The 23,391-nt window shown below is 36.1% G+C and carries 21 protein-coding genes; 19 read left to right on the top strand and 2 right to left on the bottom strand.

All coding sequences use genetic code 11. From position 1 onward, the window contains the following. Positions 1 to 18: 18 nt before the first annotated feature. The 10 genes from rfbD to C942_RS13155 all read left to right on the top strand — a co-directional run bounded on the left by rfbD (position 19) and on the right by C942_RS13155 (position 11,681). Entirely contained in the window at positions 19 to 903 is an 885-nt protein-coding gene (rfbD, locus tag C942_RS13200) for a dTDP-4-dehydrorhamnose reductase (protein ID WP_007466454.1), read from the top strand. A gap of 1 nt (position 904) precedes the next feature. Further along, on the top strand, positions 905 to 1,453 hold the full coding sequence (rfbC, locus tag C942_RS13195; protein ID WP_007466453.1) for a dTDP-4-dehydrorhamnose 3,5-epimerase: 549 nt from the start codon (positions 905 to 907) through the stop codon (positions 1,451 to 1,453). Next, positions 1,453 to 2,277: an ABC transporter permease gene (locus tag C942_RS13190; protein ID WP_007466452.1), complete on the top strand. Its 825-nt coding sequence runs from the start codon at positions 1,453 to 1,455 to the stop codon at positions 2,275 to 2,277. The genes rfbC and C942_RS13190 overlap by 1 nt, the downstream gene beginning before the upstream one ends. Then, complete coding sequence (locus C942_RS13185) at positions 2,267 to 3,667, top strand: ABC transporter ATP-binding protein (RefSeq protein ID WP_007466451.1); 1,401 nt, start codon at positions 2,267 to 2,269, stop codon at positions 3,665 to 3,667. The genes C942_RS13190 and C942_RS13185 overlap by 11 nt, the downstream gene beginning before the upstream one ends. Further along, positions 3,646 to 4,896, top strand: a complete 1,251-nt coding sequence (locus C942_RS13180; RefSeq protein ID WP_007466450.1) for a sulfotransferase family protein — start codon at positions 3,646 to 3,648, stop codon at positions 4,894 to 4,896. The genes C942_RS13185 and C942_RS13180 overlap by 22 nt, the downstream gene beginning before the upstream one ends. Then, a complete protein-coding gene (locus C942_RS13175; RefSeq protein ID WP_007466449.1) occupies positions 4,893 to 6,755 on the top strand; it encodes a rhamnan synthesis F family protein in 1,863 nt (620 codons plus the stop codon). Before C942_RS13180 ends, C942_RS13175 begins: the two co-directional genes overlap by 4 nt. Then, a complete protein-coding gene (locus tag C942_RS13170) occupies positions 6,689 to 8,632 on the top strand; it encodes a rhamnan synthesis F family protein (protein ID WP_198287493.1) in 1,944 nt (647 codons plus the stop codon). The genes C942_RS13175 and C942_RS13170 overlap by 67 nt, the downstream gene beginning before the upstream one ends. Position 8,633: 1 nt before the next feature. Beyond that, a complete protein-coding gene (locus C942_RS13165) occupies positions 8,634 to 9,446 on the top strand; it encodes an NAD-dependent epimerase/dehydratase family protein (protein WP_007466447.1) in 813 nt (270 codons plus the stop codon). Between the two features lie 167 nt (positions 9,447 to 9,613). Further along, the gene (locus C942_RS13160) at positions 9,614 to 10,651 is read left to right on the top strand and encodes an acyltransferase family protein (protein WP_007466446.1); all 1,038 of its coding nucleotides are present in this window, start codon (positions 9,614 to 9,616) and stop codon (positions 10,649 to 10,651) included. A 112-nt stretch (positions 10,652 to 10,763) separates the two neighbouring features. Further along, positions 10,764 to 11,681, top strand: coding sequence for a glycosyltransferase family 2 protein (locus C942_RS13155; protein WP_007466445.1), 918 nt, complete (start codon positions 10,764 to 10,766; stop codon positions 11,679 to 11,681). On the opposite strand, the gene C942_RS13150 is transcribed toward C942_RS13155, so the two are convergent. Next, entirely contained in the window at positions 11,624 to 12,409 is a 786-nt protein-coding gene (locus C942_RS13150; protein WP_051035821.1) for a glycosyltransferase family protein, read from the bottom strand. The genes C942_RS13155 and C942_RS13150 overlap by 58 nt on opposite strands. Before the next feature lie 32 nt (positions 12,410 to 12,441). After that, positions 12,442 to 14,313 (bottom strand): nucleoside-diphosphate sugar epimerase/dehydratase, encoded by a 1,872-nt coding sequence (locus C942_RS13145; RefSeq protein WP_036800127.1) that lies wholly within the window; start codon positions 14,311 to 14,313, stop codon positions 12,442 to 12,444. Between the two features lie 141 nt (positions 14,314 to 14,454). Here C942_RS13145 and C942_RS13140 point away from each other — a divergent pair, with 141 nt between their 5' ends. From C942_RS13140 to cysN, 9 genes are all read left to right on the top strand, one after another. Further along, positions 14,455 to 15,396 carry a UDP-glucose 4-epimerase family protein gene (locus tag C942_RS13140; RefSeq protein WP_007466443.1) on the top strand — a complete coding sequence of 314 codons (942 nt, stop codon included), beginning with the start codon at positions 14,455 to 14,457 and terminating at the stop codon, positions 15,394 to 15,396. A 5-nt stretch (positions 15,397 to 15,401) separates the two neighbouring features. After that, positions 15,402 to 15,965, top strand: coding sequence for a sugar transferase (locus C942_RS13135; protein WP_007466442.1), 564 nt, complete (start codon positions 15,402 to 15,404; stop codon positions 15,963 to 15,965). A 25-nt stretch (positions 15,966 to 15,990) separates the two neighbouring features. After that, positions 15,991 to 16,515 carry an elongation factor P hydroxylase gene (locus tag C942_RS13130; protein ID WP_036800124.1) on the top strand — a complete coding sequence of 175 codons (525 nt, stop codon included), beginning with the start codon at positions 15,991 to 15,993 and terminating at the stop codon, positions 16,513 to 16,515. Between the two features lie 79 nt (positions 16,516 to 16,594). Further along, positions 16,595 to 16,864: a YfcL family protein gene (locus tag C942_RS13125; protein WP_007466440.1), complete on the top strand. Its 270-nt coding sequence runs from the start codon at positions 16,595 to 16,597 to the stop codon at positions 16,862 to 16,864. A gap of 813 nt (positions 16,865 to 17,677) precedes the next feature. Further along, a complete protein-coding gene (cysD, locus tag C942_RS13120; RefSeq protein ID WP_007466438.1) occupies positions 17,678 to 18,592 on the top strand; it encodes a sulfate adenylyltransferase subunit CysD in 915 nt (304 codons plus the stop codon). A gap of 4 nt (positions 18,593 to 18,596) precedes the next feature. Further along, a complete protein-coding gene (locus C942_RS13115; protein ID WP_036800121.1) occupies positions 18,597 to 20,312 on the top strand; it encodes an SLC13 family permease in 1,716 nt (571 codons plus the stop codon). Between the two features lie 12 nt (positions 20,313 to 20,324). Beyond that, positions 20,325 to 20,921 carry an adenylyl-sulfate kinase gene (cysC, locus tag C942_RS13110; RefSeq protein ID WP_007466436.1) on the top strand — a complete coding sequence of 199 codons (597 nt, stop codon included), beginning with the start codon at positions 20,325 to 20,327 and terminating at the stop codon, positions 20,919 to 20,921. After that, positions 20,921 to 21,877 carry a DHH family phosphoesterase gene (locus C942_RS13105; RefSeq protein WP_007466435.1) on the top strand — a complete coding sequence of 319 codons (957 nt, stop codon included), beginning with the start codon at positions 20,921 to 20,923 and terminating at the stop codon, positions 21,875 to 21,877. Before cysC ends, C942_RS13105 begins: the two co-directional genes overlap by 1 nt. A 26-nt stretch (positions 21,878 to 21,903) precedes the next feature. Next, positions 21,904 to 23,313 (top strand): sulfate adenylyltransferase subunit CysN, encoded by a 1,410-nt coding sequence (cysN, locus tag C942_RS13100; protein WP_007466434.1) that lies wholly within the window; start codon positions 21,904 to 21,906, stop codon positions 23,311 to 23,313. Positions 23,314 to 23,391: the final 78 nt, after the last annotated feature.

The following is a 23,391-nucleotide window of genomic DNA, read 5'->3' as shown; positions in this document are numbered from 1 at the left end:
TCCATATAAGGATATTATATGAGGGTATTAATAACAGGAAGCAATGGCCAGCTAGGCCATTGTCTTGTTAAAAAACTAAATAGTAAGTTTGAGTTATTAGCTGTCGATCGTGATAATTTAAATATTATAGATAAGAAGGCTGTAGAAAATTTAGTTAGTACATTCAAACCTCAGATTATAATCAATTGTGCAGCTTATACTGCTGTGGATAAGGCTGAAGTTGAAAAAAAAATCGTCTACGAAATCAACGAATCTGGTGTTAAAAATCTTGCAATTGCTGCTGAAAATATTGATGCTGCATTAATTCAACTATCGACCGACTATGTATATGATGGGAACAAGAAGGGTATACATAGTGAAAGCAGTATTACAAAACCGAGCTCTATTTACGGTAAAAGTAAATTAGCAGGAGAAGAGCAGGCTCAAATCAACTGTAAAAAACACCTAATTATTCGTACATCATGGCTATTTGACGAATATGGTAATAATTTTGTAAAAACCATGATGAGAATTGCAAGAGAAAGAAAGACTTTAGAAATTGTTAATGATCAGTTTGGGGCTCCAACTTATTGTAAAGATCTTGCCGTTCTAATTGAAAGAATATTGGAATTAATTGTTCAGAATAGAAAAATTGATTGGGGAATTTATAATTATTCAGGTTCACCATATACAAATTGGCATGAGTTCGCTGAATATATTTTTGAAGAAGCATTTTCAAATAAAATCATAACAGTTAAGCCTAAATTAATTCCAGTCACTAGCTCCAAATATCAATGCTTAGCTAAAAGGCCTCTAAATTCAAAACTAGATTGTTCTAAGGCTGAGAAAAATTTTGGAATTAAACCGAGTGATTGGAAAAAAGCATTAAAAAATATTAAGGACTTCATCCATATTGAGGAATGATATGAACGTAATTGAAACTAATATTCCAGAAGTGAAAATTATTGAACCTCGTGTATTTGGCGATGAGCGAGGTTATTTTATGGAAACATGGCAGCAGAAAACGTTTGAAGATTTAGTTGCAGAGCGTTTTTTTGTTCAAGATAATCATTCTAAGTCATCTAAAGGGATCCTAAGAGGGCTGCATTATCAAACTGAAAATGCGCAAGGGAAACTTGTTAGAGTTATATCAGGTGAAGTTTTTGATGTCGCTGTTGATATGCGGAAAAAATCAAAAACATTTGGGCAATGGGTAGGTGTAGTTCTTTCTTCGGAGAATAAAAGACAACTATGGATCCCAGAAGGTTTTGCCCATGGTTTTTATGTTATGTCTGATTCTGCAGAGTTTGTATACAAGTGTACGGATTATTACAATCCAAATGCAGAACACTCTCTAATTTGGAATGATGAAACAGTTAATATTGATTGGCCTATTCCAGCAGATGAACAACCAATTTTATCAGATAAAGATAGAAGTGGAAAAGCTTTTGAAGATGCTGAGGTCTTCGAATAATGTTAAATTTTAGTTTATCACCAATGTATTTAGTGAGAAGTCTAAAAAAAAATTTTCAGCTAATTAAAACATTAACGAAAAGAGATATTTTAGGTAGATATAAAGGCTCATTTATGGGCCTTTTATGGTCTTTTTTAACGCCGTTATTCATGCTTTCTGTTTATACTTTTGTATTCGGTGAAATATTAAAAGTTAGGTGGACTGATGGAAGTAGCGGAGATGTACCTGGCCAATTTGCTATGCTGTTATTTGCTGGCTTAATAGTATTCAATCTTTTTGCCGATTGCGTTAATAGAGCTCCTACTTTAATTTTATCAAATGTTAGTTATGTGAAAAAAATTGTATTTCCATTGGAAATAATGCCAATAGTTTTAATTTTATCTACACTATTTCATACAATGATTAGCTTTATTGTATGGCTTGCTGTATATGTGATTCTATTTGGCGTTCCTCAGAGTACCTTACTACTATTACCTGTTGTTATAACTCCATTTATATTATTAATGCTTGGTTTAGTATATTTTCTGGCTGCATTTGGTGTGTTTGTAAGAGATATAAGCCAAGTTGTTGGTTTGGTATGTACGGCACTGATGTTTTTATCTCCGATATTCTTTCCAATAAGTTCATTACCTGATGCATACCAGCAGGTAGTACATTTAAACCCGTTAACAATACCAATTGAACAGATTCGAAATGTAATCTATTTTGGTGAACTACCTGAGTGGGAACTTCTAGCAAATTATTTAAGCATATCAATACTTGTATCTATTGTTGGTTTTTATTTCTTCCAGAAAACACGTAAGGCTTTTGCTGATGTCCTCTAAAATTGCCATTGAAGTTAAGAATGTAATCAAAAAGTTTCAGGTTTACGACCGTCCTCAAAATAGGTTAAAACAGGCAATTTACCCAAGATTTTGTACATTATTAGGACTGGAGTCTCGAGCATATTATCAAGACTTTCCTGCTCTTAACAATGTTAGCTTTACTATTAAGAAGGGGGAAACTGTTGGAATTGTTGGGCGAAATGGTTCCGGTAAATCAACTATATTGCAAATAATTTGTGGAACGCTATCCCAAACTTCAGGAACAGTGACAACAAATGGTCGTATAGCCGCACTTCTTGAGTTGGGATCAGGATTTAATCCCGAGTTTACAGGCCGTGAAAATGTCTATATGAATGCAGCGATTCTTGGGTTATCTCGACAAGAAATAGATGGTCGATTTTCAGATATAGAAGCTTTTGCAGATATCGGTGATTTCATTGATCAACCAGTAAAAACCTATTCAAGTGGTATGATGGTAAGGTTGGCGTTTGCCGTTTCCATTAATGTTGAACCTGAGATATTAATTGTTGATGAAGCTCTGGCTGTTGGCGATGAGCTATTTCAACGAAAATGTTATTCAAGAATCGAAGAAATTAAAAAAAATGGTGCGACAATACTATTTGTTACTCACTCAGCGTCAACAATAATTGAGCTCTGTGATAGAGCTATTCTGATGGATTCCGGTGAATGTCTTGGGGCCGCTACTCCTAAAAGAATAATTAGTTGTTATCAGAAGTTACTTTATGCTGCAGATGAGAAGAAGCAATATGTTAGAAGTAGTATTGTTGAAAGTATAAAGTCTGAAAAAAATGACTCTGACCTGAAACTTTCGACTGACGTTGAACATCAGGAACAAGAGACCGGTGGGAAAGTTAAAGGAAAAAATGAGAAGTTAAAAGAAGATTATTGCAAAGAGTATTTTGATCCAAATCTTAAACCTACAAGTACTATTGCATATGAAAGTAATGGAGCAAAGATAACAAACCCAAGAATAACCACTATCGAAGGTAAAGAAGTTAATAACTTGGTAAGGGGTAGACGTTATAATTTTCAGTATAATGTAACCTTTGATTCAAGTATTGAAAATGTTAGGTTTGGTATGCTGATTAAAACCTTATCGGGTGTCGAGTTAGGTGGAGCGGCTTCTTCAACACCAAACAATTGTATTGAACATATTGATATATGCGAAACAAAAGAAATCAAATTTTCATTTGATTGCCAATTGAATCCTGGCGTGTATTTTCTTAATGCTGGCGTAATGGGTCATGTCGATCGTGCAGAGACTTATTTACATCGTTTAATTGACATTGCAATGTTCAGAGTAATACCTGAAGTCGAAATTTTGTCAACGGGTATTATTGACTTTCAATGTACATCGGAAGTGAATTAGTAGGTATCAGTGTGACTAATAAAAGAATTGTTGTAGTTGTTGGTGTGCCAAGAAGTGGTACAAGTGCCATATCTCGCTCCTTGAAAGCATTAGGTGCCGAATTTGGCAATAACTTACTTGAAGCTCATAAAGATGTTAATGCAAAAGGGTTCTGGGAAGATAAGTCTGTATTAGACTTAAATGAACGAATTTTAAAGAGCTTAAGAATATCATGGAGTGATATAAAACCTGTTAATTTATCTGATTTTAACAGTGATGAACTTGATAGCTTTAAAAATGAAGCGAAATCACTTATCGCTAGTAAGATGGAGTCTTTTTCTTTATTTGCGTTAAAGGAACCTCGTATAACCAAACTACTTTGTTTTTGGAAACTAGTTTTTGATGAGCTAGATTTGAGAGTAAGCTATATTTTAACGTTAAGGCATCCGTCAGATGTTTTAAACTCTTTTCAGCGTCAAGAAAATGTGATGGTACGCTCTTGCGATCTTATTCCGCAGAATATTTATTTATTATGGATATCATATTTATCATCGGCAATTCAACTTTTTGATAGCAATGATAGAACAGTTGTTGTTAATTATGATTCTCTATTGCAGAATCCAAGAGACAACGTGTTGAGAATAGCTGATTTACTTAATTTAGAGGTTGATAACTCTGAATTGAATGAATATGTAGATACTTTTCTCTCCAAAACATTAAACCACTCAGAGAATTGTATTAAAAAATTAGATGGTGACGTTGAAACAGTTAAAATAACTCAAGACTTATATGACAAATTATTAACTTTATCAGAATCAAATAACGATAAGGAGTTTTCCGATTATATTAGTAAACTTCGCGATATTAGAGAGCGATTTAATTTATTAAGCCCTGCTGTTGAACTTGTTGATGTTTATCGGGATATTCTTAATGAAAATATATATAAACTTAACGCCTTAGCTAAAATAAATATAGAAAAAGACTCAAAGATTGCAGCTCAGGAAGAAAATATAGCTTCGTTAAATGAGTTAAATAAAAAATTAACTTCACTAGAAGAAATGAATGAAAAAATAACGTCATTAGAAGAAGAGAATGGGAAATTATTAGAAGACGTTAAATTGAACGGAGAACTTTCAAGGAAATTACATGAAGCTGAAAGTTATATCAGCACTATTAACAACTCGGTTTCAATGAAAATAACATTGCCGTTTCGAGTTGCAAAACAGTTTATAAAGAGAATGTTTGGATGAAAAATAATTATAATCACAGTGATATAAAACGAGCTGCATTTTACTTGTTTTACGATAAAGATGGAGTCGTTGATGATTATATTATATATAAACTGACTGAATTAAAAAAATCTGTCGAGACTATCTTCTTTATTTCCAACTCAGAATTGTCGACCTTAGGAAGAGAAAAGTTAAAAAGTGTAGTTGATACTATATATTGTCGGGAAAATGTTGGCTTTGATGTATGGGGTTATAAAGAAGCATTAAGCAAATTTGGTAAAGAAAAGCTTTTAGATTACGATGAAATAATACTCTTAAATTACACTTTTTTTGGTCCAATTTTTCCTTTTGAGGAAATGTTTAGTTGGTCTGAATCAAATGATTTTGATTTTTGGGGAATAAGTGATCATAAGGAAGTTAATCCTAATCCTTTTACTGGTAAAGGTGTGCTACCTCGGCATATACAGTCACATTTTATTGCGATAAGAAAGGAATTGTTTTCATCACTAGATTTTGACGAATATTGGTCAAGTATGCCGATGATCAAATCCTATAATGATTCTGTATTAAATCATGAGTCTCGATTTACTGAATACTTCAGTTCTAGAGGTTATACATATGGAGTTTATTGTAATTCAGATGATTACGATTCTCAGTATCCAACTTTTTTTAATATCGATAAAACACTAGAACATAAATCTCCTATTTTAAAGAGGCGACTGTTTTTCCACGATCCTTTGTGTTTGGATAGATTTTGTGTTGATTTACATAAAGCTGTAGAAATTGTCAAACAACAAAGTAACTATGATGTTAATTTAATATGGAATAATATCTCAAGAACAACTCAACCTAGAAATCTTTTAACAAACGCTGAATTAATAAAAGTTTTTCCAGATGAAAGCGATAAAGAATTACAAATCAAATCAAAATTGGCTGTAATTGCTCATTTGTCTGATTTGGAAGAGATTGAAACTTTAAATAGATATTTGAATAATATACCGACTGCTTTTGATTTATTTATCACAACATTTGACAATAAAAATAAAGAACTAATTTTAGATAAAATAAGTGGTTTGGCCGCAAATCTTGAAATAAGAGTTGTTCCATATATTCAAGACAGTTCGATGTCTTCATTAGTTGTGGCTTGCAAGGATGTTGTCTTAGATGGAGGTTATGATCTCATATGTCGAATTCATACTGATTCTATTGAAACAAAAGACTTTAATGTCAATCGACAATTTAAAGAACACATGCTTGATAACTTATTGGCTACAAAAGGTTATGTAACTAATATTATAAACTTTATTACAATGGATCCATGTGTTGGTGTTGCTGCACCGATAATGCTTCATAGTGGTGATTTGAATATCGGTCATACTTGGAAAAAAGACATTGAGGCGATAAAGCATTACGCTAAAGCTTTGGGAATCAAAGTACCTTTTGACGAAAAAACGCCTTATGCTGCTAATGGAGCAATGTTTTGGTTTAAACCTCAAGCTCTGAAGAGAATTTTCGAGTATGACTGGAAGTGGGAAGACTTTGAATCTGATGATTTTGAAAAAGATTGTACTCTAAGTAAGGCTATTGAAGTGTTAGTACACTATTGTTCTCATAACGATGGTTATATAGCCTATGCCGTATCAACAGAGCGGTCTATCGAGCGAGCTTATGTTCGATTGTTATATAAATACCAACTCGTTATGTCGGAACTGTCTGATTGTGATGCTTATGGGCAATTAAATCACCTAAAATTGCTTAAAGCTAGGACCCAAGATTTAGAGAGTCAAATTAATGAAATAAGAGACTCAACTTCGTGGAAGTTAACATTACCGGTCAGAAAGCTGAAACAAGTATTACAGTCTATAAAGAGTCATTTTTAAACATGAAACGATTAGCAATTTATCTCTTTTATGATTCAAAGTGTATTGTTGATGATTATATTCCAGTTAAGCTGAAAGCTCTCAAGGAACATGTAGATACAATCTTTGTTGTTTCTAATTCCACTTTGAATTCAGAAGAGAAAAATAAGCTCAAAGCTTTTTCTGACTTTTATTTCGAGCGGAAAAATGTAGGCTTCGATGTATGGGCTTATAAAGATGCATTAGATCAAATTGGACAAAAACAGTTAGATGAATTCGATGAGGTTATCTTACTTAACTATACTTTTTTTGGGCCGATTTATCCTTTTTCTGAAATGTTTAATTGGTCAGAAAAAAATGATGTGGATTTTTGGGGGGTTAGTGATCATAAAGAAATGACCCCCAACCCTTTTACAGGGGCTGGTACTCTTGAGCGTCACATTCAATCTCATTTTATTGCTATTAGACGAAAAATGTTTACTAGTGCGGACTTTTTGAATTATTGGCAAGAGATGCCAATGATAAGTTCGTACATAGATTCAATTTTGAATCATGAATCGAGATTTACTAGTTATTTCTCAAATAAAGGTTATACATTTGATGTGTACTGTAACTCAGAAACCTACACATCCGATTATCCGTTGTTTATTGAAATTAATGAGACAATAAAAAGAAGGTGTCCGATTGTTAAAAGAAGACCTTTCTTCCATGATCCAATTTGGATTGATAAAAATGCAATTGACTTAAGATATACTCTTGAATATATAAGTTCAAATACAGATTATAATGTTGATCTGATTTTAAGTAACTTACTAAGGACAGCAAAGCCAAAAGATCTTGCTACGAACCTTGATCTGTTAAAAATATTTGACTCCAACGGTGAAGTTGACCTTAGAGCTGATTTGAAAGTTGCTGTAATTGCACATGTGTATTATCCAGACATGATTATGGAGATGATGGCTTATATTGAGAATATACCATGTAACTATGACTTGTTTATAACTACGGCAACTTATGAAGCAAAGGCTAAAATAGAAAATCAGCTGAACTCAATAACATCGCACTTTTTAAATCTTGATGTGCGTGTAGTCGAAGAGAACAGAGGGCGTGATATAAGTTCGTTATTTATTACATGCAACGACGTTGTTCTAAATAATGATTATGATTATATCTGTCGCTTACATTCAAAGAAATCCCCTCAAAATAATATTAATCAGTCAGAGCATTTCAAAAAGCAAATGTTCGATAATCTGGTTTTGAATAGAGCATATACATCTAAGTTAATTAATTTCTTAGATTGTAACCCAAGAGTTGGTTTTCTAGCTCCTTCGATGGTACATATTGGGTATCCTACCCTAGGTCATGCATGGTTTACGAATTATGAAGGTTCAAAGAAATTAGCTGATGAATTAGATATTCATGTTCCTTTTGATGAAATATCACCATTTGCCGCATATGGAACAATGTTTTGGTTTCGACCAAAGTCCTTAATTCGTTTATTCACAAATAGTTGGCATTGGGCAGATTTTAATGCTGAGCCTAATCATAAAGACAGCTCATTATCTCATATAGTCGAAAGGTTGATGATCTACGCTGTTCATGAATCAGGATTCTTGGCATATAATGTAATGTCATCTGAGATGGCAGAAAAAAATTATTGCAAACTGGAATATAAATCACAGAGGTTATTGAAAAACTGTTTTAATGGAGATGTTCAAGAACAGATTCATAACCTTCAAGCTTTTAATTCAAAAGGCATATCTTTTAACTCATGGTTGCGTGTTACTGTCAATTTGGCTAAGAGTTTAATACTAAATCATGCACCGTGGCTATCTGGCTATTTGAAAAGACCGTATAGATGGTTACTAAAAATCTATAAAAAAATGAGGACAGTTTGAAATGAACATAGCAATAACGGGAGCCAATGGCTATATTGGTCGAAATGTTGTCAGGAACCTTGTTGAGTCCGGCCACAATGTGATATCTCTTGTTCATCCCAATGATGAGATTCATCGTTTCCTTGATGGTTCAAGAGTGATTAAAACTGATATTTTTTCACTTGCAGCTCAGGATTGCATAGATATTTTTTCAGATGTTGATTGTTTATTACATTTGGCCTGGCAAGCTGGTTTTAATCACCATGATCCATCTCATATTCAAAATGTCGTTAAGCACTTTAATTTTATTGATCATGTTACGAATTCAGGTGTTAAAAATATTTCTGTTGCAGGGACAATGCATGAGATTGGTTACTATGTTGGGGAAATAGATGCAAATACTCCATGTAATCCATCTAACCCTTATGGTATAGCAAAAAATTTCTTGCGTCAGGCTCTTATCACTCACTCTGAGAAAAAACATTTTAACTTACAGTGGTTACGCTTCTATTATATTACTGGAGATGATAAGCATAGTAACTCTATATTTGGAAAAATACTTAGAGCTGCAGAAGACGGAAAATCAACATTCCCTTTAAATAGTGGTGAAATGCTATATGATTTTATTGATATAAATGAACTGTCTGAAAAAATAAAAATACGAATTGAGTCAGGAGTTAGTGGTATTTTTAATTGCTCAAGTGGTAAGCCTAAGAGTTTACGAACAGCAGTCGAACAGTTTATTGAAAAACATAAGTTAACTATAAAACCAGAGTATAATGTTTTTCCCGCAAGAGAGTATGATTCGATGGCTATATGGGGAAAGGATTATTAAATTTATTATTTGATTATTCTTTTTAAAATTTTGTGAGATTGTTTTGTGTCCTGTTATAGTTGTAATTTTTACTTTCAGTTTAATTTTGACTCTGTAATATAGGTTTATTAGCTAAACCATAATTATCCTTTCCATGGTAGTTATGGTCTAGCTTTTCAGGTTTTGTAATGATTTATAATATCCAAGCACTGCGTGGAATAGCGGCCTTTTTGGTTCTTTTTATTCATTTAATGTCAACACATCCATCTTTAAGTATAGGAAAAGTCCATCATTTATTTGGGTGGATTGGACCTATTGGGGTAGATATTTTTTTTGTTATTTCTGGGTTTGTTGTTACATTGTGTGCTTACAAAGCATCCAGTTCCAATGGCTTTAAGAGCACTTTTAACTTCATGGCTAAAAGGGTTATGAGGATCTATCCTCTGTATTGGGTGGTTTTTATCCTTGCATATTGTTTTGGAGCTAATTTATACCTATCTCCAGAGTGGTTACCTAAGGAGCCTGTTTTAGATTTATTTCTTTTGCTTAAAGGTACTAATTATCTTGTAATGTCAGCATGGACTTTACATTATGAATTATATTTCTATCTAGTACTTGCTTTTATTCTTTTTCTTTCAACTAAGAATTTTTGGCATTCAGCTCTTTTTATATCTCTTATTCAGATTGTAGTTTTTTTAGGTACAAAGTTTTCACTCTTTACTGGCTATCAAGAATTAATCTTGTCAAATGGAATTTTAGTTGAGTTTACGTTTGGTGGGGTAATAGCGTTCTTATATAAAACAGAACGTTTGTATAAACCCCAAATGATGTTGACTTTAGGGGGCGGGCTCTTAGCACTATCGATTTATGCCCATGCTAAATTTGCACAACAGGCATGGGCAGTTGAGTGGCGTTTGCTATTTGGGTTTTCAGCCTCTTTAATTATTTATGCGCTTGTCAGTTTAGAGGTTGTTGAAAATAAAAAATTCCCCAATATGATTCAATCAATAGGTGATTATTCTTACTCTTTATATATTTGGCATCAGTTAGTTTTCGCTTCACTATTTTACATTTTTGAAAAACTATCTTTAATTCCAGATACAAGACCATTGTTAGTATTAATGCTCTGTTTTTGGTTAATTATTGCATTAGCTGTTGGTAAGTTGAGTTATATTTTCATTGAAAAACCATTGATACGCTTTTCGCATAAATTGTTCAGTTCATAATAGCTTCGATTTTTACCTTAGAATTTTGAGACGATTTTATGAAAGAACGCCTGAAAATGTTCACTGTCAGTGTTTTTATTCAAGTTATTCAAGTTTTCATGGTATTTTTTAAATGAATTTTTCATATAGTGTTTTGATTTGTACGTATAATGGTGAGAAATATATCGAGCAGCAGATTGAAAGCATTATTAATCAAAAAATCAAGCCTGATTTTTACTATATATCTGATGATGGTTCGAGTGATTTAACTATTAATAAGGTTATTGAATTATTTAAGAGGTATCATGTCTCTAATTATGTGATATTAAACGGACCTAAACGTGGGCCCTCTCAAAATTTCTTGACATCAATTATTGATAATAAATCCCAGTTTTTATTTTTGGCTGACCAGGATGACCTATGGTGTTGTAACAAAATTGATGAGTTTATCAAATGTTTAAAGTCGTCAGATAAACCAATTGTTTGGTATTCAGATTCGTATTTGATTGATGAGTATGGTAGACAGTTTTCTGATAGTTTTTTCAAGTATCAGGGGCTAAATTCAAATGTTTTTCTTGATGACTCAATTATTTACAAAAACTGTGTTCAAGGTGCTACTTGTTGTATTAACCTAAGTATGTGTAAGTTAATATCTAAAACTTTAGAAACTGTACCTTTGGATAACATTCTGATGCATGACTGGTGGATTGCTTTGCTTGCTAAATATTTTGGCGAAAGTGTTTTTATCGATAAGCCTTTAGTTAAATATAGACAGCACTCTACAAATGAGGTTGGAGCTTCGAGTAAACTCATAAATATATTAAAATTATTTACCAACCCGTTGTTATATTGGGAGCGCTATAAGAAAGTACAAGTTCAGCATATGACTTTTGTTGAGTTTTGCTCTAACTTTGAACACACCCCATTGATTGAAGGTTTTTCTTGCTCGTTAAATGGTAAAAACAAAAATGAGTTAAGTTTTAAATATTGTGGTTATCTGAAGATTTTTTTGATTCGTTTTTCTAATTGGCGATTAAAACATTTAATGTGATATCTTGAATAGCTTGTTAAATACCACTTAAATGCTTTTGAAAAAATATTTCTATTAGCAAAGGCTGCATAATGGATCGCTCTTATTGAAGGGAAATATGTTATTTTGTAGCCTTCCTCTGCAGCTCTTTTGCAGATATCGACATCTTCAAAGTACATAAAAAAGTCCTCATCAAAACCTCCTAGCTTCTCAAATATTGCTGCTTTAAAAATAAGAAAGGAACCAGCTGCCCAGTCTATTTCACAAGGTTTATTTATCGCTTTTTTGTCGTAAGTATCATTGCGTGAAGTTTTGACTAGAGCCAACCAAGGTGTCAACACACTAGGGAATTGCTTAATTGAATTATCATAAAGGCTGTACTCTTTATCTCTAAATAAATTAATAGTACCAATATCTGTATTGTTTTTATTGAATAGTGTTACTAATTTTTCGATAGAATCCGATTCAATTTCGACATCAGGATTCATGACTATGAAATGGTCGTTAGTACTAATTAAATTTTTACTATTAAGGTAATTAAATACATAATTATTGTTTTTTGAAAAGCCATAGCCATAACTTTTATCTAATAGAACGATGTTACTATCACAGCAATATCTTTTCAGGCTTTCAGTCGCAGGTGTATTTGACTTAATTACTATGTTGTAACGTTCTGATAAATCCGAAAGCATCGATTTTTTTGTTATTAGCTCATCATGATTATGGTTGATGATGCATATGTGTATCATAGGTTTACCTCACTAAATCTCTTGCAATTATTTTATTTTTTTGTTAAATATCCAGTTGGTGCATTAAGGAGAACTTGTTTAATACATTCGATATCAAAATCATGGCAATGCTTATCGAGTTGCTCAATTAGTTTTGACATTTCGCTCCAGTCTAATTTTTCTTCACTTGCTGTCATTATTTTAGGGTGTCTTGTTCCTTCAACGTTATTACCTATCAACAATTCTTCGTATAGCTTTTCTCCTGGTCTTAGTCCTGTAAATTGAATCTCAATATCACCTTCACTTTCTTCTGATAAATCAGCTATTTTCTCGCTCATACCCATCAATTGGATCATTCGTTTAGCCAAATCAAGAATTTTTACTGGCTCCCCCATATCCAAGACAAATACTTGGCCATTGTGCTTCATAGCTCCTGCCTGTATTACAAGTTGAGCTGCTTCTGGTATAAGCATGAAATAGCGGATGATATCAGGGTGCGTTACTGTTACCGGTCCACCTTTGCGAATTTGTTCTTTAAATAAGGGCACCACAGATCCAGAAGAACCAAGAACATTACCGAATCTAACCATGGTAAAGGTTGTGTTTGATTCTCTGTCAGCTAATGCTTGTAAGACAAGTTCTGCCATTCGTTTACTTGCACCCATAATATTAGTTGGGCGTACTGCTTTATCTGTTGAAATCAAAGTGAAGTTTTTTACATTCGCATTGATAGCTGCTTCTGCAGCAGCTAGTGTACCAAAAACATTATTCCGTATGCCTTCAACGATATTGTCTTCAACTATAGGAACATGCTTATAGGCGGCAGCGTGAAATACGGTTTCTACCTGGTGATTGAACATCAGTTTTTCGACACGGTTTTGTCGTTGTACACTACCTAGAGCAGATATAAGTTCAGCCTGACTCTTTGTCTTTTCGATAACCTTTCTTAGTTCTCTATCTATTGCATAAAGGTTGTATTCATTTAGCTCAAACAGAACAAGGCGTTTAGGAGCCTGCTTCAAAATTTGTCGACATAATTCAGAACCAATAGAGCCTCCGGCACCTGTGACCATCACGACTTTGTCTTTAATATTTTTTTCCAGTAGGTTTTGATTAGGCTCAACTGGTTCTCGTCCAAGAAGATCACTGATTTCCAGATCTCTGATTTCGGTTGACTGTGCCTTACCTGCTGCGATGTCTTCTACTGATGGTACTGATTGTACTGCGATTGGCCACTGCGATATTTTATCTAGAAGGCGTAAACGAGCTCCTTTGTTAATGTTGTTAATTGCTAAAAGTAACTTCTTAGGGTCATACAAAGATTGCAGCGATTCAAATTCACTGCTGTGATGAACACGTAAACCAAAAATAATTTGCCCAACTTTACTATAGTCATCATCTAGTATGACGACAGGGTGGTACTCTTCACCGCTGATCAACGCATAAGCAAGTTCGCGCCCGGTGGAACCTGCACCATAGATAAACACATTGGGTTTTTTTCGTTTGTAGTAATGGTAGTAAAAAGTACGAATAAGAATTCGTGGTCCACCCAATGTGAGAATTGCGATTCCTGTGTAGATTAAAGGAACACTTCTTGGGATAAATGATTGAAAGAAGAACTCGCTCACAGCGAGTGTGACTGCTGACAGAATCACAGCAAGGAATATGTAGCCCAGAGCCGGAAGCATTAGATACCGTAACACTGCTCTGTACATGCCTAATCTGACAAATGAGAAGATCGTTACAATTACTGTTAATGCAAAACTGGCTATTTCCTTAACAGTGATCTCAAACATCCAATCACTTAAGCGGAGACTCATAGCTAGATATAGTGAAAAAATAACCGCAATAATATCATAAGTTATTGTGATTATTCTTTTATTCGTTCTTTTTGTGCTTAACAGAGCTTTGATTGGTTTGAGCATAGGAAATGAGCTAAATAAAAAAAACAGTCGTATTTTAATCTAATAATTACCACTTGTAATTACATCTGTGTCGATCATGTGCATTTATCCTCGTTGTGTTATTATTTACGCCATTATTTGATTGATTTGTGAGCGCTTTGCTTGAAAGTTTTAATAACCGGAAGCAATGGTTTTGTTGGACGTCATTTGGTTGACTATTTACATGCCAATTTTCCGTACACGATTGTTCAGGGAACGAGAAAAGGTTTATGTGATGGTGGTAAAGACGAATGTCTGAAGGTTGATTTCAGTAATGATTTTGATTTACTAAACTCGATAAGAGGGGTGGATGTAATTGTTCATTGTGCCGCCCGTGTTCACCTTATGTCTGATAGCGCAAAAGATCCGTTGACGGAATATCGTCAAATCAATACAGAAGGTACATTAAGATTGGCTCGGCAGGCGGCTGAAGCCGGTGTAAAGCGCTTTATTTTTATTAGTACCATTAAGGTAAATGGTGAGTCCTCGGCTACAAACCAACCATTTGTTCCTCATGTGAAAAAAGCACCTCATGATCCTTATGGACTTAGTAAGTATGAGGCCGAGAAAGGGTTGTTGGCCTTGGCTCATGAAACCGGTATGGAAGTGGTCATCATTCGCCCACCGTTGGTTTACGGCAAAGGAGTAAAGGCCAACTTCAATACAATGGTGAATATTGTCAAAAAGAGACTTCCTTTACCGCTGGGAGCTATCGATAATAAGCGCAGTTTAGTTTATGTCGGAAATTTGGTTGATTTAGTTACGGTTTGCTTAGAACACCCGGGGGCATCAAATCGGGTTTTTTTAGTCTCAGATGATGAAGACGTATCGACGAGCCAGTTATTACGTAAAATTGCAACAGCAATGGGTAAAAATAGCTATTTGCTCCCGATACCCGGAACGTTGATTTTGTGGCTGACTAAGGCACTTGGTAAGGCCTTTGTTGGTGAGCGCCTTTGCAGCTCTCTACAGGTTGACATATCCGAGACAAAATCATGTCTAAACTGGAAACCACCTTACTGTTTGGATGATGCACTTAAATTGACTGTAACGAATAAGAAGTAGTAACTATGACCTCACCCCTGATCCGCGTTCTAGATTTTAGCCTGGCTCTGTTTGGCTTGATTTTGTCGGCCCCCATTTTCTTATTGATTTATCTAATTGGTTTATTTGATACCGGTTCACCTGTTTTTTGCCAACAGCGAGTTGGTAAGCAATGTCGCCCATTTACACTGATTAAGTTTCGCACCATGGCGAAAGCAACAGAATCTGTTGCAACGCATATGGTTGATTCAAGTTCAGTCACTAAGCTGGGGGCATTTCTCCGTAAAACAAAATTGGATGAGCTTCCTCAGCTTATCAACGTGTTACGTGGTGAAATGAGCTTTGTAGGCCCACGGCCATGCCTGTTTAATCAGGAAGAGCTAATTGAAGCACGCCAAAAGCGTGGTGTGTTGGATGTTTTACCGGGCATTACTGGATTAGCCCAAGTTAATGGTGTCGATATGTCTGAGCCGGAAAAGCTGGCGAAGCTTGATGCAGAGATGATTTCATCATTTTCTTTGGCACTCTACTTTCAATTGATTATTCAAACTGCAACCGGAAAAGGTGCCGGTGACAGGGTCCGACGTTAATTTTGGTTCCTGGAGCATTAGATAGATGCAACACGATTATACAAATCTTATAGAATTGTTTAATTGTACCTTTCTTGATAGCTATAACACCGAGCTAATTTTGGGAGGAGATGAGCCTGTGTACCTGCCTGCTGATGATGGGCACAGGCAACATCGTATTGTTTTCGCCCGGGGCTATTTTGCTTCAGCGCTTCATGAAATATCACATTGGTGCATAGCTGGAGAAGAGCGGCGATTAATGGAAGATTATGGTTATTGGTATGAACCGGATGGCCGTAATGCAAAAAGGCAGGCAGAGTTTGAAGTGGTTGAGATAAAACCGCAGGCTGTCGAGTGGATTTTGTCCGCAAGTTGCGGTTTTCGGTTTCAGGTCAGCTGTGATAATCTCAGCGGTGACAGTGACTCAGACTGGCCAGGTTTTACTAACAAAGTAAGGAATCAGGTAATCGCTTATCTTGAGCTGGGAATGCCTCCACGTGCACAGGTTTTTTCTGATGTGTTGCGTAAATACTACGATGTACCATTGCTACAGCCAGAAAATTTCCAATAAGTGAACAAGTGTAAAAGAGGAGGCGTTGAGTGAGTCGGCTTTTCCTTCTTAACCCGAATACTAATTAAAGAGAAAGTTAATGATTCAGCAATACGAAGAGAAGCTATTATCCCTTATTGACCTGACGGTTGAAACTGCATCTGATGATGAGTTATTTGCCGGAGGTTATTTACGGGGACATATTTCGCTATCTGCTGCTAACTGTGAGGTGAATGGCGTAACATCAGTAGAAGCGATGAAGCAAGCCGTTGAAGAAAGTTTGAAAGAAGCTCAGTCAGAGCTAAACCCTGCCGATCAGTTGATCGTGAAAGCAATGTGGGACAAGTTACAGCAAGATGCACAGGATTAAGTGAATTGATTTTAAGTAATGATGCTTATTAAATTGGTTTAATAAGAAGCGCCATAATAAAGGCGCTTTTTATTTGTAATATATATTATTTTCCTGCACTTAAATATTTTCTTTTGTAATCTGAAGCCTTAGCGAAAATAACAATTGAAAAAATAACAATAATAAAACCTAGTGCATATTCAATTTTTTCATTAGCAAGTAATTGGTAGCTGCAAGTTAGAAAAAAAATCATTAATAACAATAGGTTGGTTTTGTGAGCTAAGGGGTGGTTCACCGAGAAGTGAGCATACGACTTGAACACGATTCATAACCTCTTCTGCAGAATAATTTGCGGTGTTATTTAATTGTTGTTATGGGTCACTGGAGTGACAAAGTTGTTATTAGGTATTTTAGTATTTTTCTAGGGTATGTCTTCTGCTTTTTTTGGTTTTTTGTGCTCACGCTCATTCTTATTTGTTGTACAAACTGGATGCATAATTTCAAGTTTAAGCTAGATTTGATATGTATTTTGTTCCTAAACAATTTGGTGAATTAGCTCTATTAGAGATCATTATTGTAAGCACGAGTCCATAGGTAACTTACTGTTTTATTGTGGGTACTAAGTGCGTATAAATAGAGCTGAATGGCGTGTTTAGGGTATGGTACAATGGCTTTGGCTAGGTCGCTGTTTGCTATTGGAGTGCTGAATTATGATAGCGGATTATCACTCATCTTAATGAGGTGGCTCGTATTCATAATTGAGTGCTGATGATGATGGCTTTTTGCTCAGCGTAGTCAATGAAGTGAACGCCATCAATGATATTAGAGAGAGCAATGAAACTAACATTAGAGAAAATGACCCATTTGCAGCAGTTAGAAGCTGAATCTATACATATTATCCGGGAAGTTGCTGCTGAGTTTGATAACCCTGTAATGTTGTATTCGGTGGGGAAAGATTCATCAGTAATGCTTCATTTAGCGCAAAAAGCCTTCGCGCCAGGTGTTCCGCCATTTCCTTTGATGCATGTTGATACAACATGGAAGTTCAAAGAAATGATTAAGTTTCGTGATAAGATGGCCAATATAGTTGGAATGAAACTTATTGTACACCAAAACCCAGAAGGCCTGAAAATGGGAATAAATCCATTTGTTCATGGCAGCTCAGCACATACAGATATTATGAAGACTCAAGGTCTGAAGCAGGCCTTAGATAAGTATGGCTTTGATGCGGCTTTTGGTGGCGCGCGTCGTGACGAGGAAAAATCCCGCGCAAAAGAGCGTGTATATTCCTTTCGTGATGAGCATCATCGTTGGGATCCTAAGAATCAGCGCCCGGAGCTGTGGAATATTTATAATGGAAAGATAAACAAAGGCGAGAGTATTCGAGTTTTTCCATTATCAAATTGGACTGAGCTAGATATTTGGCAATATATTTACCTGGAAAATATAGAAATACCATCATTGTATTTTGCTAAGCCTCGCCCTGTCGTTGAAAGAGACGGAATGTTGATCATGGTTGATGATGACAGGATGAAAATTGCTGAAGGCGAAAAAGTTGAAGAGAAAATGGTTCGTTTCCGTACTCTGGGTTGTTATCCATTGACTGGTGCAATTGAATCTCAGGCAACAACATTACCTGAGATTATTCAAGAGATGCTACTTACGACAACATCCGAACGGCAAGGTCGTGCGATAGACCATGATAGCTCGGGCTCTATGGAAAAGAAAAAACGCGAAGGGTATTTCTGATTCCATGCTGGTCACTGCCATTGTCATTATGGGGCTGATACTGTTATTGGTTTTCAGCTCCCAGAAAGCAAGTCTTCATTTTTTGTTGGCTGTAACTATTTTGTATACATATGGGGTCGTGGATCAAAGTGTGATATTGGGAAATATCATTAACCCATCTGTAATTACATTGTTGTTACTTATGCTTTCTTCTTTGGCGCTGGAAAGAACATTTCTTCTTTCCTGGATATCAAGTAAGTTGCTTCGTTATAGCTATCGTTGGACGTTAGTGAGATTAGCTATAATATCTGCTCTAAGTTCTGCTGTTATAAATAATACAGCTGTTGTGGCGACATTAATGAGCAGTGTTTTGAAAAACCAAGATCACTCACCTTCTAAGCTACTGATACCATTGTCTTACTTTTCAATCTTAGGGGGGACATTAACCCTTATTGGAACGTCTACAAATTTAGTGGTCAATGGCTTGATTCAAGAGCAGGGCCTTCCAGAATTGCATTTTTTCAGCTTTGTACCGGTTGGTGCAGTGCTTTTCATCTTCTGTAGTGTTGTTATTTTTTTATTGGCTTACTACTTACCTGATAGCAAAGGTAAGGAAGCCATAGTTGAGAAGTACTTTCTTGACGCAGAAGTAAAAGCAGGAAGTAAGCTAGTTGGGAAAACGGTTCGTCAAAATAGGTTGAGAGCATTAGACAGTCTGTTTTTAGCAGAAATAGTCCGTGATGGTCGTTTACTTTCCCCCGTTACACCAGAAATGGTGATAGAGGCAAACGATAAGCTTATTTTTACTGGTAATGTTAGTGAAGTAAAGCAACTAAATACTCTTGATGGCATAGAAATTTTTGCTGATAGTAACGAGCTACTCAATCGGAATCTTACTGAAGTTATTGTCAGTCCTGAATCTATTTTGATAAATAAGACCCTCAAACAAACGGATTTCCGCTCTCGATTTGATGCCGCTGTTGTTGCTATTAACCGTCATGGGCAAAGTCTGTCTGGTAAGCTTGGGGAGCAGGTTATTGAAGCCGGGGATAAATTAGTTTTAGCTATCGGAGAGGATTTCAGTAAACGCCAGAATATTACCCGAAACTTTTTTATTCTGACGGGACTAAAACTTCGAGAACCTCTCACATTTGCTCAGAATATTGTGGCTATAGTCGGCTTTTTTTCGGCGGTTTTTATAGCGGCCTGTACGTCATTTGATCTTATTGAAACGTTGTCTGCCTATTTGATTATGTGTTTAGGCGTGAAAGTTTTTGATGCTACAACGTTAAGGCGTCGTTTCCCTTTTGAGCTTTGGGGGATTTTGGTTAGTGCATTGACGATAGCTTATGCATTTACTCATAGTGGCTTAGCCGATGCTATTTCTAGTCAGTTGTTTTCTATTTTAGGTGGGAGTTCTGTTTTTATTGCATTTGCTGGTGTTTTTCTCGTAACTGTATTATTGACAGAAACAATGACTAATAGTGCGGCAGCCGCAATAATGTTGCCAATAGGTTTATCCTTTGCAAAAACATATGGTGTGCATTATTTGCCTTTCGTTATGGCCGTTGCCTACGCGGCAAGCGCTTCGTTTATTAGCCCATTTGGTTATCAGACCAACTTGATGGTCATGAATGCCGGTAATTATAAATTTTCAGATTATGTTAAAACAGGATGGCCAGTAACAGTTATGTACTGTTTTGTTGGTTTGCTTTCTATCCCTGTTTTTTTTCCATTTTGAGGAAGTAGAGTGATGAATGACAATGTTGTATGGCATGAGCATGCTGTTGGCCATCAAGAGCGCCTGACACTGAAACAACAGCGCCCAGCCGTTTTGTGGTTCACTGGTTTGAGTGGTTCGGGGAAGTCAACAATTGCAAACGCTGTTGAGCGCTTATTGTTTGAGGAGGGCAAACATAGCTATTTGTTAGATGGTGACAATATTCGTCATGGCTTAAATAAGGACTTAGGCTTTAGTGATGAAGATCGTGTCGAAAACATTCGTCGAATCGGTGAAGTTGCAAAGCTATTTGTGGATGCCGGAAATTTTGTATTAACAGCTTTTATTTCTCCGTTTAATGAGGACCGAAAACAGGTCCGAGAGCTACTTGAAGAGGGGCAATTTATAGAGGTCTTCATTGATACGCCTTTAGAGTTGTGCGAAGAAAGAGATCCTAAAGGGTTGTATAAAAAGGCAAGAGCTGGACAAATTAAGAATTTTACCGGTATAGACTCTCTATATGAGGCTCCAATGGCGCCTGATATCCATGTAAAAACAGCGAATAAAACTGTAATGCAATGTGCTGAGTTGATTGTTAGCCACCTTAATGAAAAAGGGTACATACTGTAATGCATTATGATGTTTTTAATGGTGATGCCGACGGCATTATTGCTTTGCTTCAATTACGTTGGGTACAGCCGTTACAAAATAAATTAATTACAGGCGTCAAGCGTGATATTAGCCTCCTTAGTCGAGTGCCTATGGGCGCATCTTCGGTAACAGTTCTGGATATTTCTATGGAGAAAAATGCAGATGCTCTTATCGAGCTGTTATCGGGGAAAATTCCGGTCATGTACTGTGATCACCATCGTACCGGAGAAATCCCTGAGGATGAGAATTTCGAAGTTATAGTGGATTTATCTCCTGATACATGTACCAGCTTGTTAGTTAACCACCACTTGTCCGGTAAATATGAATTGTGGGCTATTGCTGCTGCATTCGGTGATAATGTACGAGCAGTTGCAGCTGAGATGGCCAAATCACTAAATCTCAAGGATGAACAAGTTGCCTTTTTGTGTGAGTTGGGCACATTGATTAACTACAATAGCTATGGTGCGTCCATTGATGATTTACACATCTCCCCAGTAGAGCTTTTTAAAGAGCTTCAGTCATATCCGAATCCTTTCAGTTTACTAGATGATTTATCGTCACCATATTATCGCCTCAAGGAAGGCTATAAGGCCGACAAAAAATATGTAGGTCAGCTAGAACCGTTTTTTGATTCAGAAATCTGTACTGTTTATGTTCTTCCAGACAAAATTTGGGCAAGGCGAATGAGTGGTGTGTTTGGCAATGAATTAGCAAATCAGTATCATCATAAAGCTCATGCGATCGTCACATGTAATCCGTCAGGAAAAAGTTATACCGTGAGTGTTCGTGCGCCGCTTTTGACTCGCTCGGGGGCTGACGAAATTTGCTGTCAATTTCCAACCGGTGGTGGACGCAAAGCTGCGGCCGGTATCAACCAGCTGCCGTTGAACCAGCTTGACAGGTTTGTTGAAAAATTGAATGAATTTTATCAATAATCTTATTGATAATAAAAGGAATCTCCATGTCTCACTCCTCTAAACTTATTGCAACTGATATTGAAGCGTACTTAAAAGTGCATGAAAACAAAGATCTACTTCGTTTTTTGACTTGTGGAAGCGTTGATGATGGTAAATCAACTTTGATTGGTCGTTTATTGTTTGATAGTAAGTTGATTTATGAAGATCAGATGGCGGCCATTGAAAAAGATTCGCAAAAATTCAATACAACAAATGAAGCGTTTGATTTAGCGTTGTTAGTCGACGGGCTTCAATCAGAGCGAGAGCAGGGGATTACGATTGATGTAGCTTATAGATATTTCTCGACCGATAAGCGTAAGTTTATCATCGCAGATACGCCTGGACATGAACAATACACGCGTAACATGGTAACCGGAGCGTCTACTTGTGACCTTGCTATTGTGATGGTGGACGCACGTCATGGAATCCAGACTCAAACCCGTCGACACAGTTATATTTGTAGTTTGCTTGGCATCAAGCACGTCATTGTGGCTGTCAATAAAATGGATTTGGTTAACTATAGGCAGGATGTTTATCAGGCCATAAAGTCAGATTATCGTGAAATGGCAAAGCACCTTGATATTGATGACATTCGCTTTGTTCCTATTTCCGCATTAAAAGGTGATAACGTTGTTTCGCCAAGTGAAAATATGGATTGGTATCCGGGCTCAACATTGATGAAGCTGTTAGAGACTGTAAAGGTTGACAGAGATCAGGATACTGAGCATATGCGTTTCCCTGTGCAGTATGTTAATCGACCAAATTTAAATTTCAGAGGTTATTGCGGAACAATTGCATCGGGAGTTATAAACGTTGGTGATGAAATCATTGTACTGCCCTCCGGTAAATCGTCTGTTGTAAAGAGTATTTACACTTTTGATGGTGAATTGAAGCAAGCATTCCCGGGAATGGCGGTTACTTTAACTCTTGAGGATGAAATTGATATCTCTCGTGGTGATATGATTGTTCATCCGGAAAGCCAACCTGATTGCGTAAACGGATTTAGAGCAAACATTGTCTGGATGGATGAGGATGCTTTAAAGATTAACCGTGAGTATGGGTTAAAGTTTGCGACAAAAAGCTGTAGTGGAAAAGTATCGCATATTAACTACAAAGTAGATGTTAATACTTTGGAGCATCACGATCGTGATAGTAGTTTATTGCGACTGAATGAAATTGCAGCTGCTGATATATCTCTTTCAGAGAAAGTTATTGTTGATGAGTACGGTGATCTTCCTCAAACTGGAGCGTTTGTGATTATCGACAGGATGACTAACGTGACAGTTGGTGCAGGTATGATCACCGAGTTAGCAAGCAATAGTTCAAAAACGGCCAGGGTTTATACAGACGCTGAAATAGAGTTAAATGCATTTATTCGTAAGAATTACCCTGAGTGGGGATGTATAGAGATCTAATTGACGTTTATACCTTATAAAAAGCGAGGGGCAGATGTCCCTCGCTTTTTATTGTCAGTATGTCCCGTCCTGAGATAA

The organism is Photobacterium marinum (assembly GCF_000331515.1).
Lineage (GTDB): Bacteria > Pseudomonadota > Gammaproteobacteria > Enterobacterales > Vibrionaceae > Photobacterium > Photobacterium marinum.
This window is presented reverse-complemented; position numbering and strand designations above follow the sequence as displayed.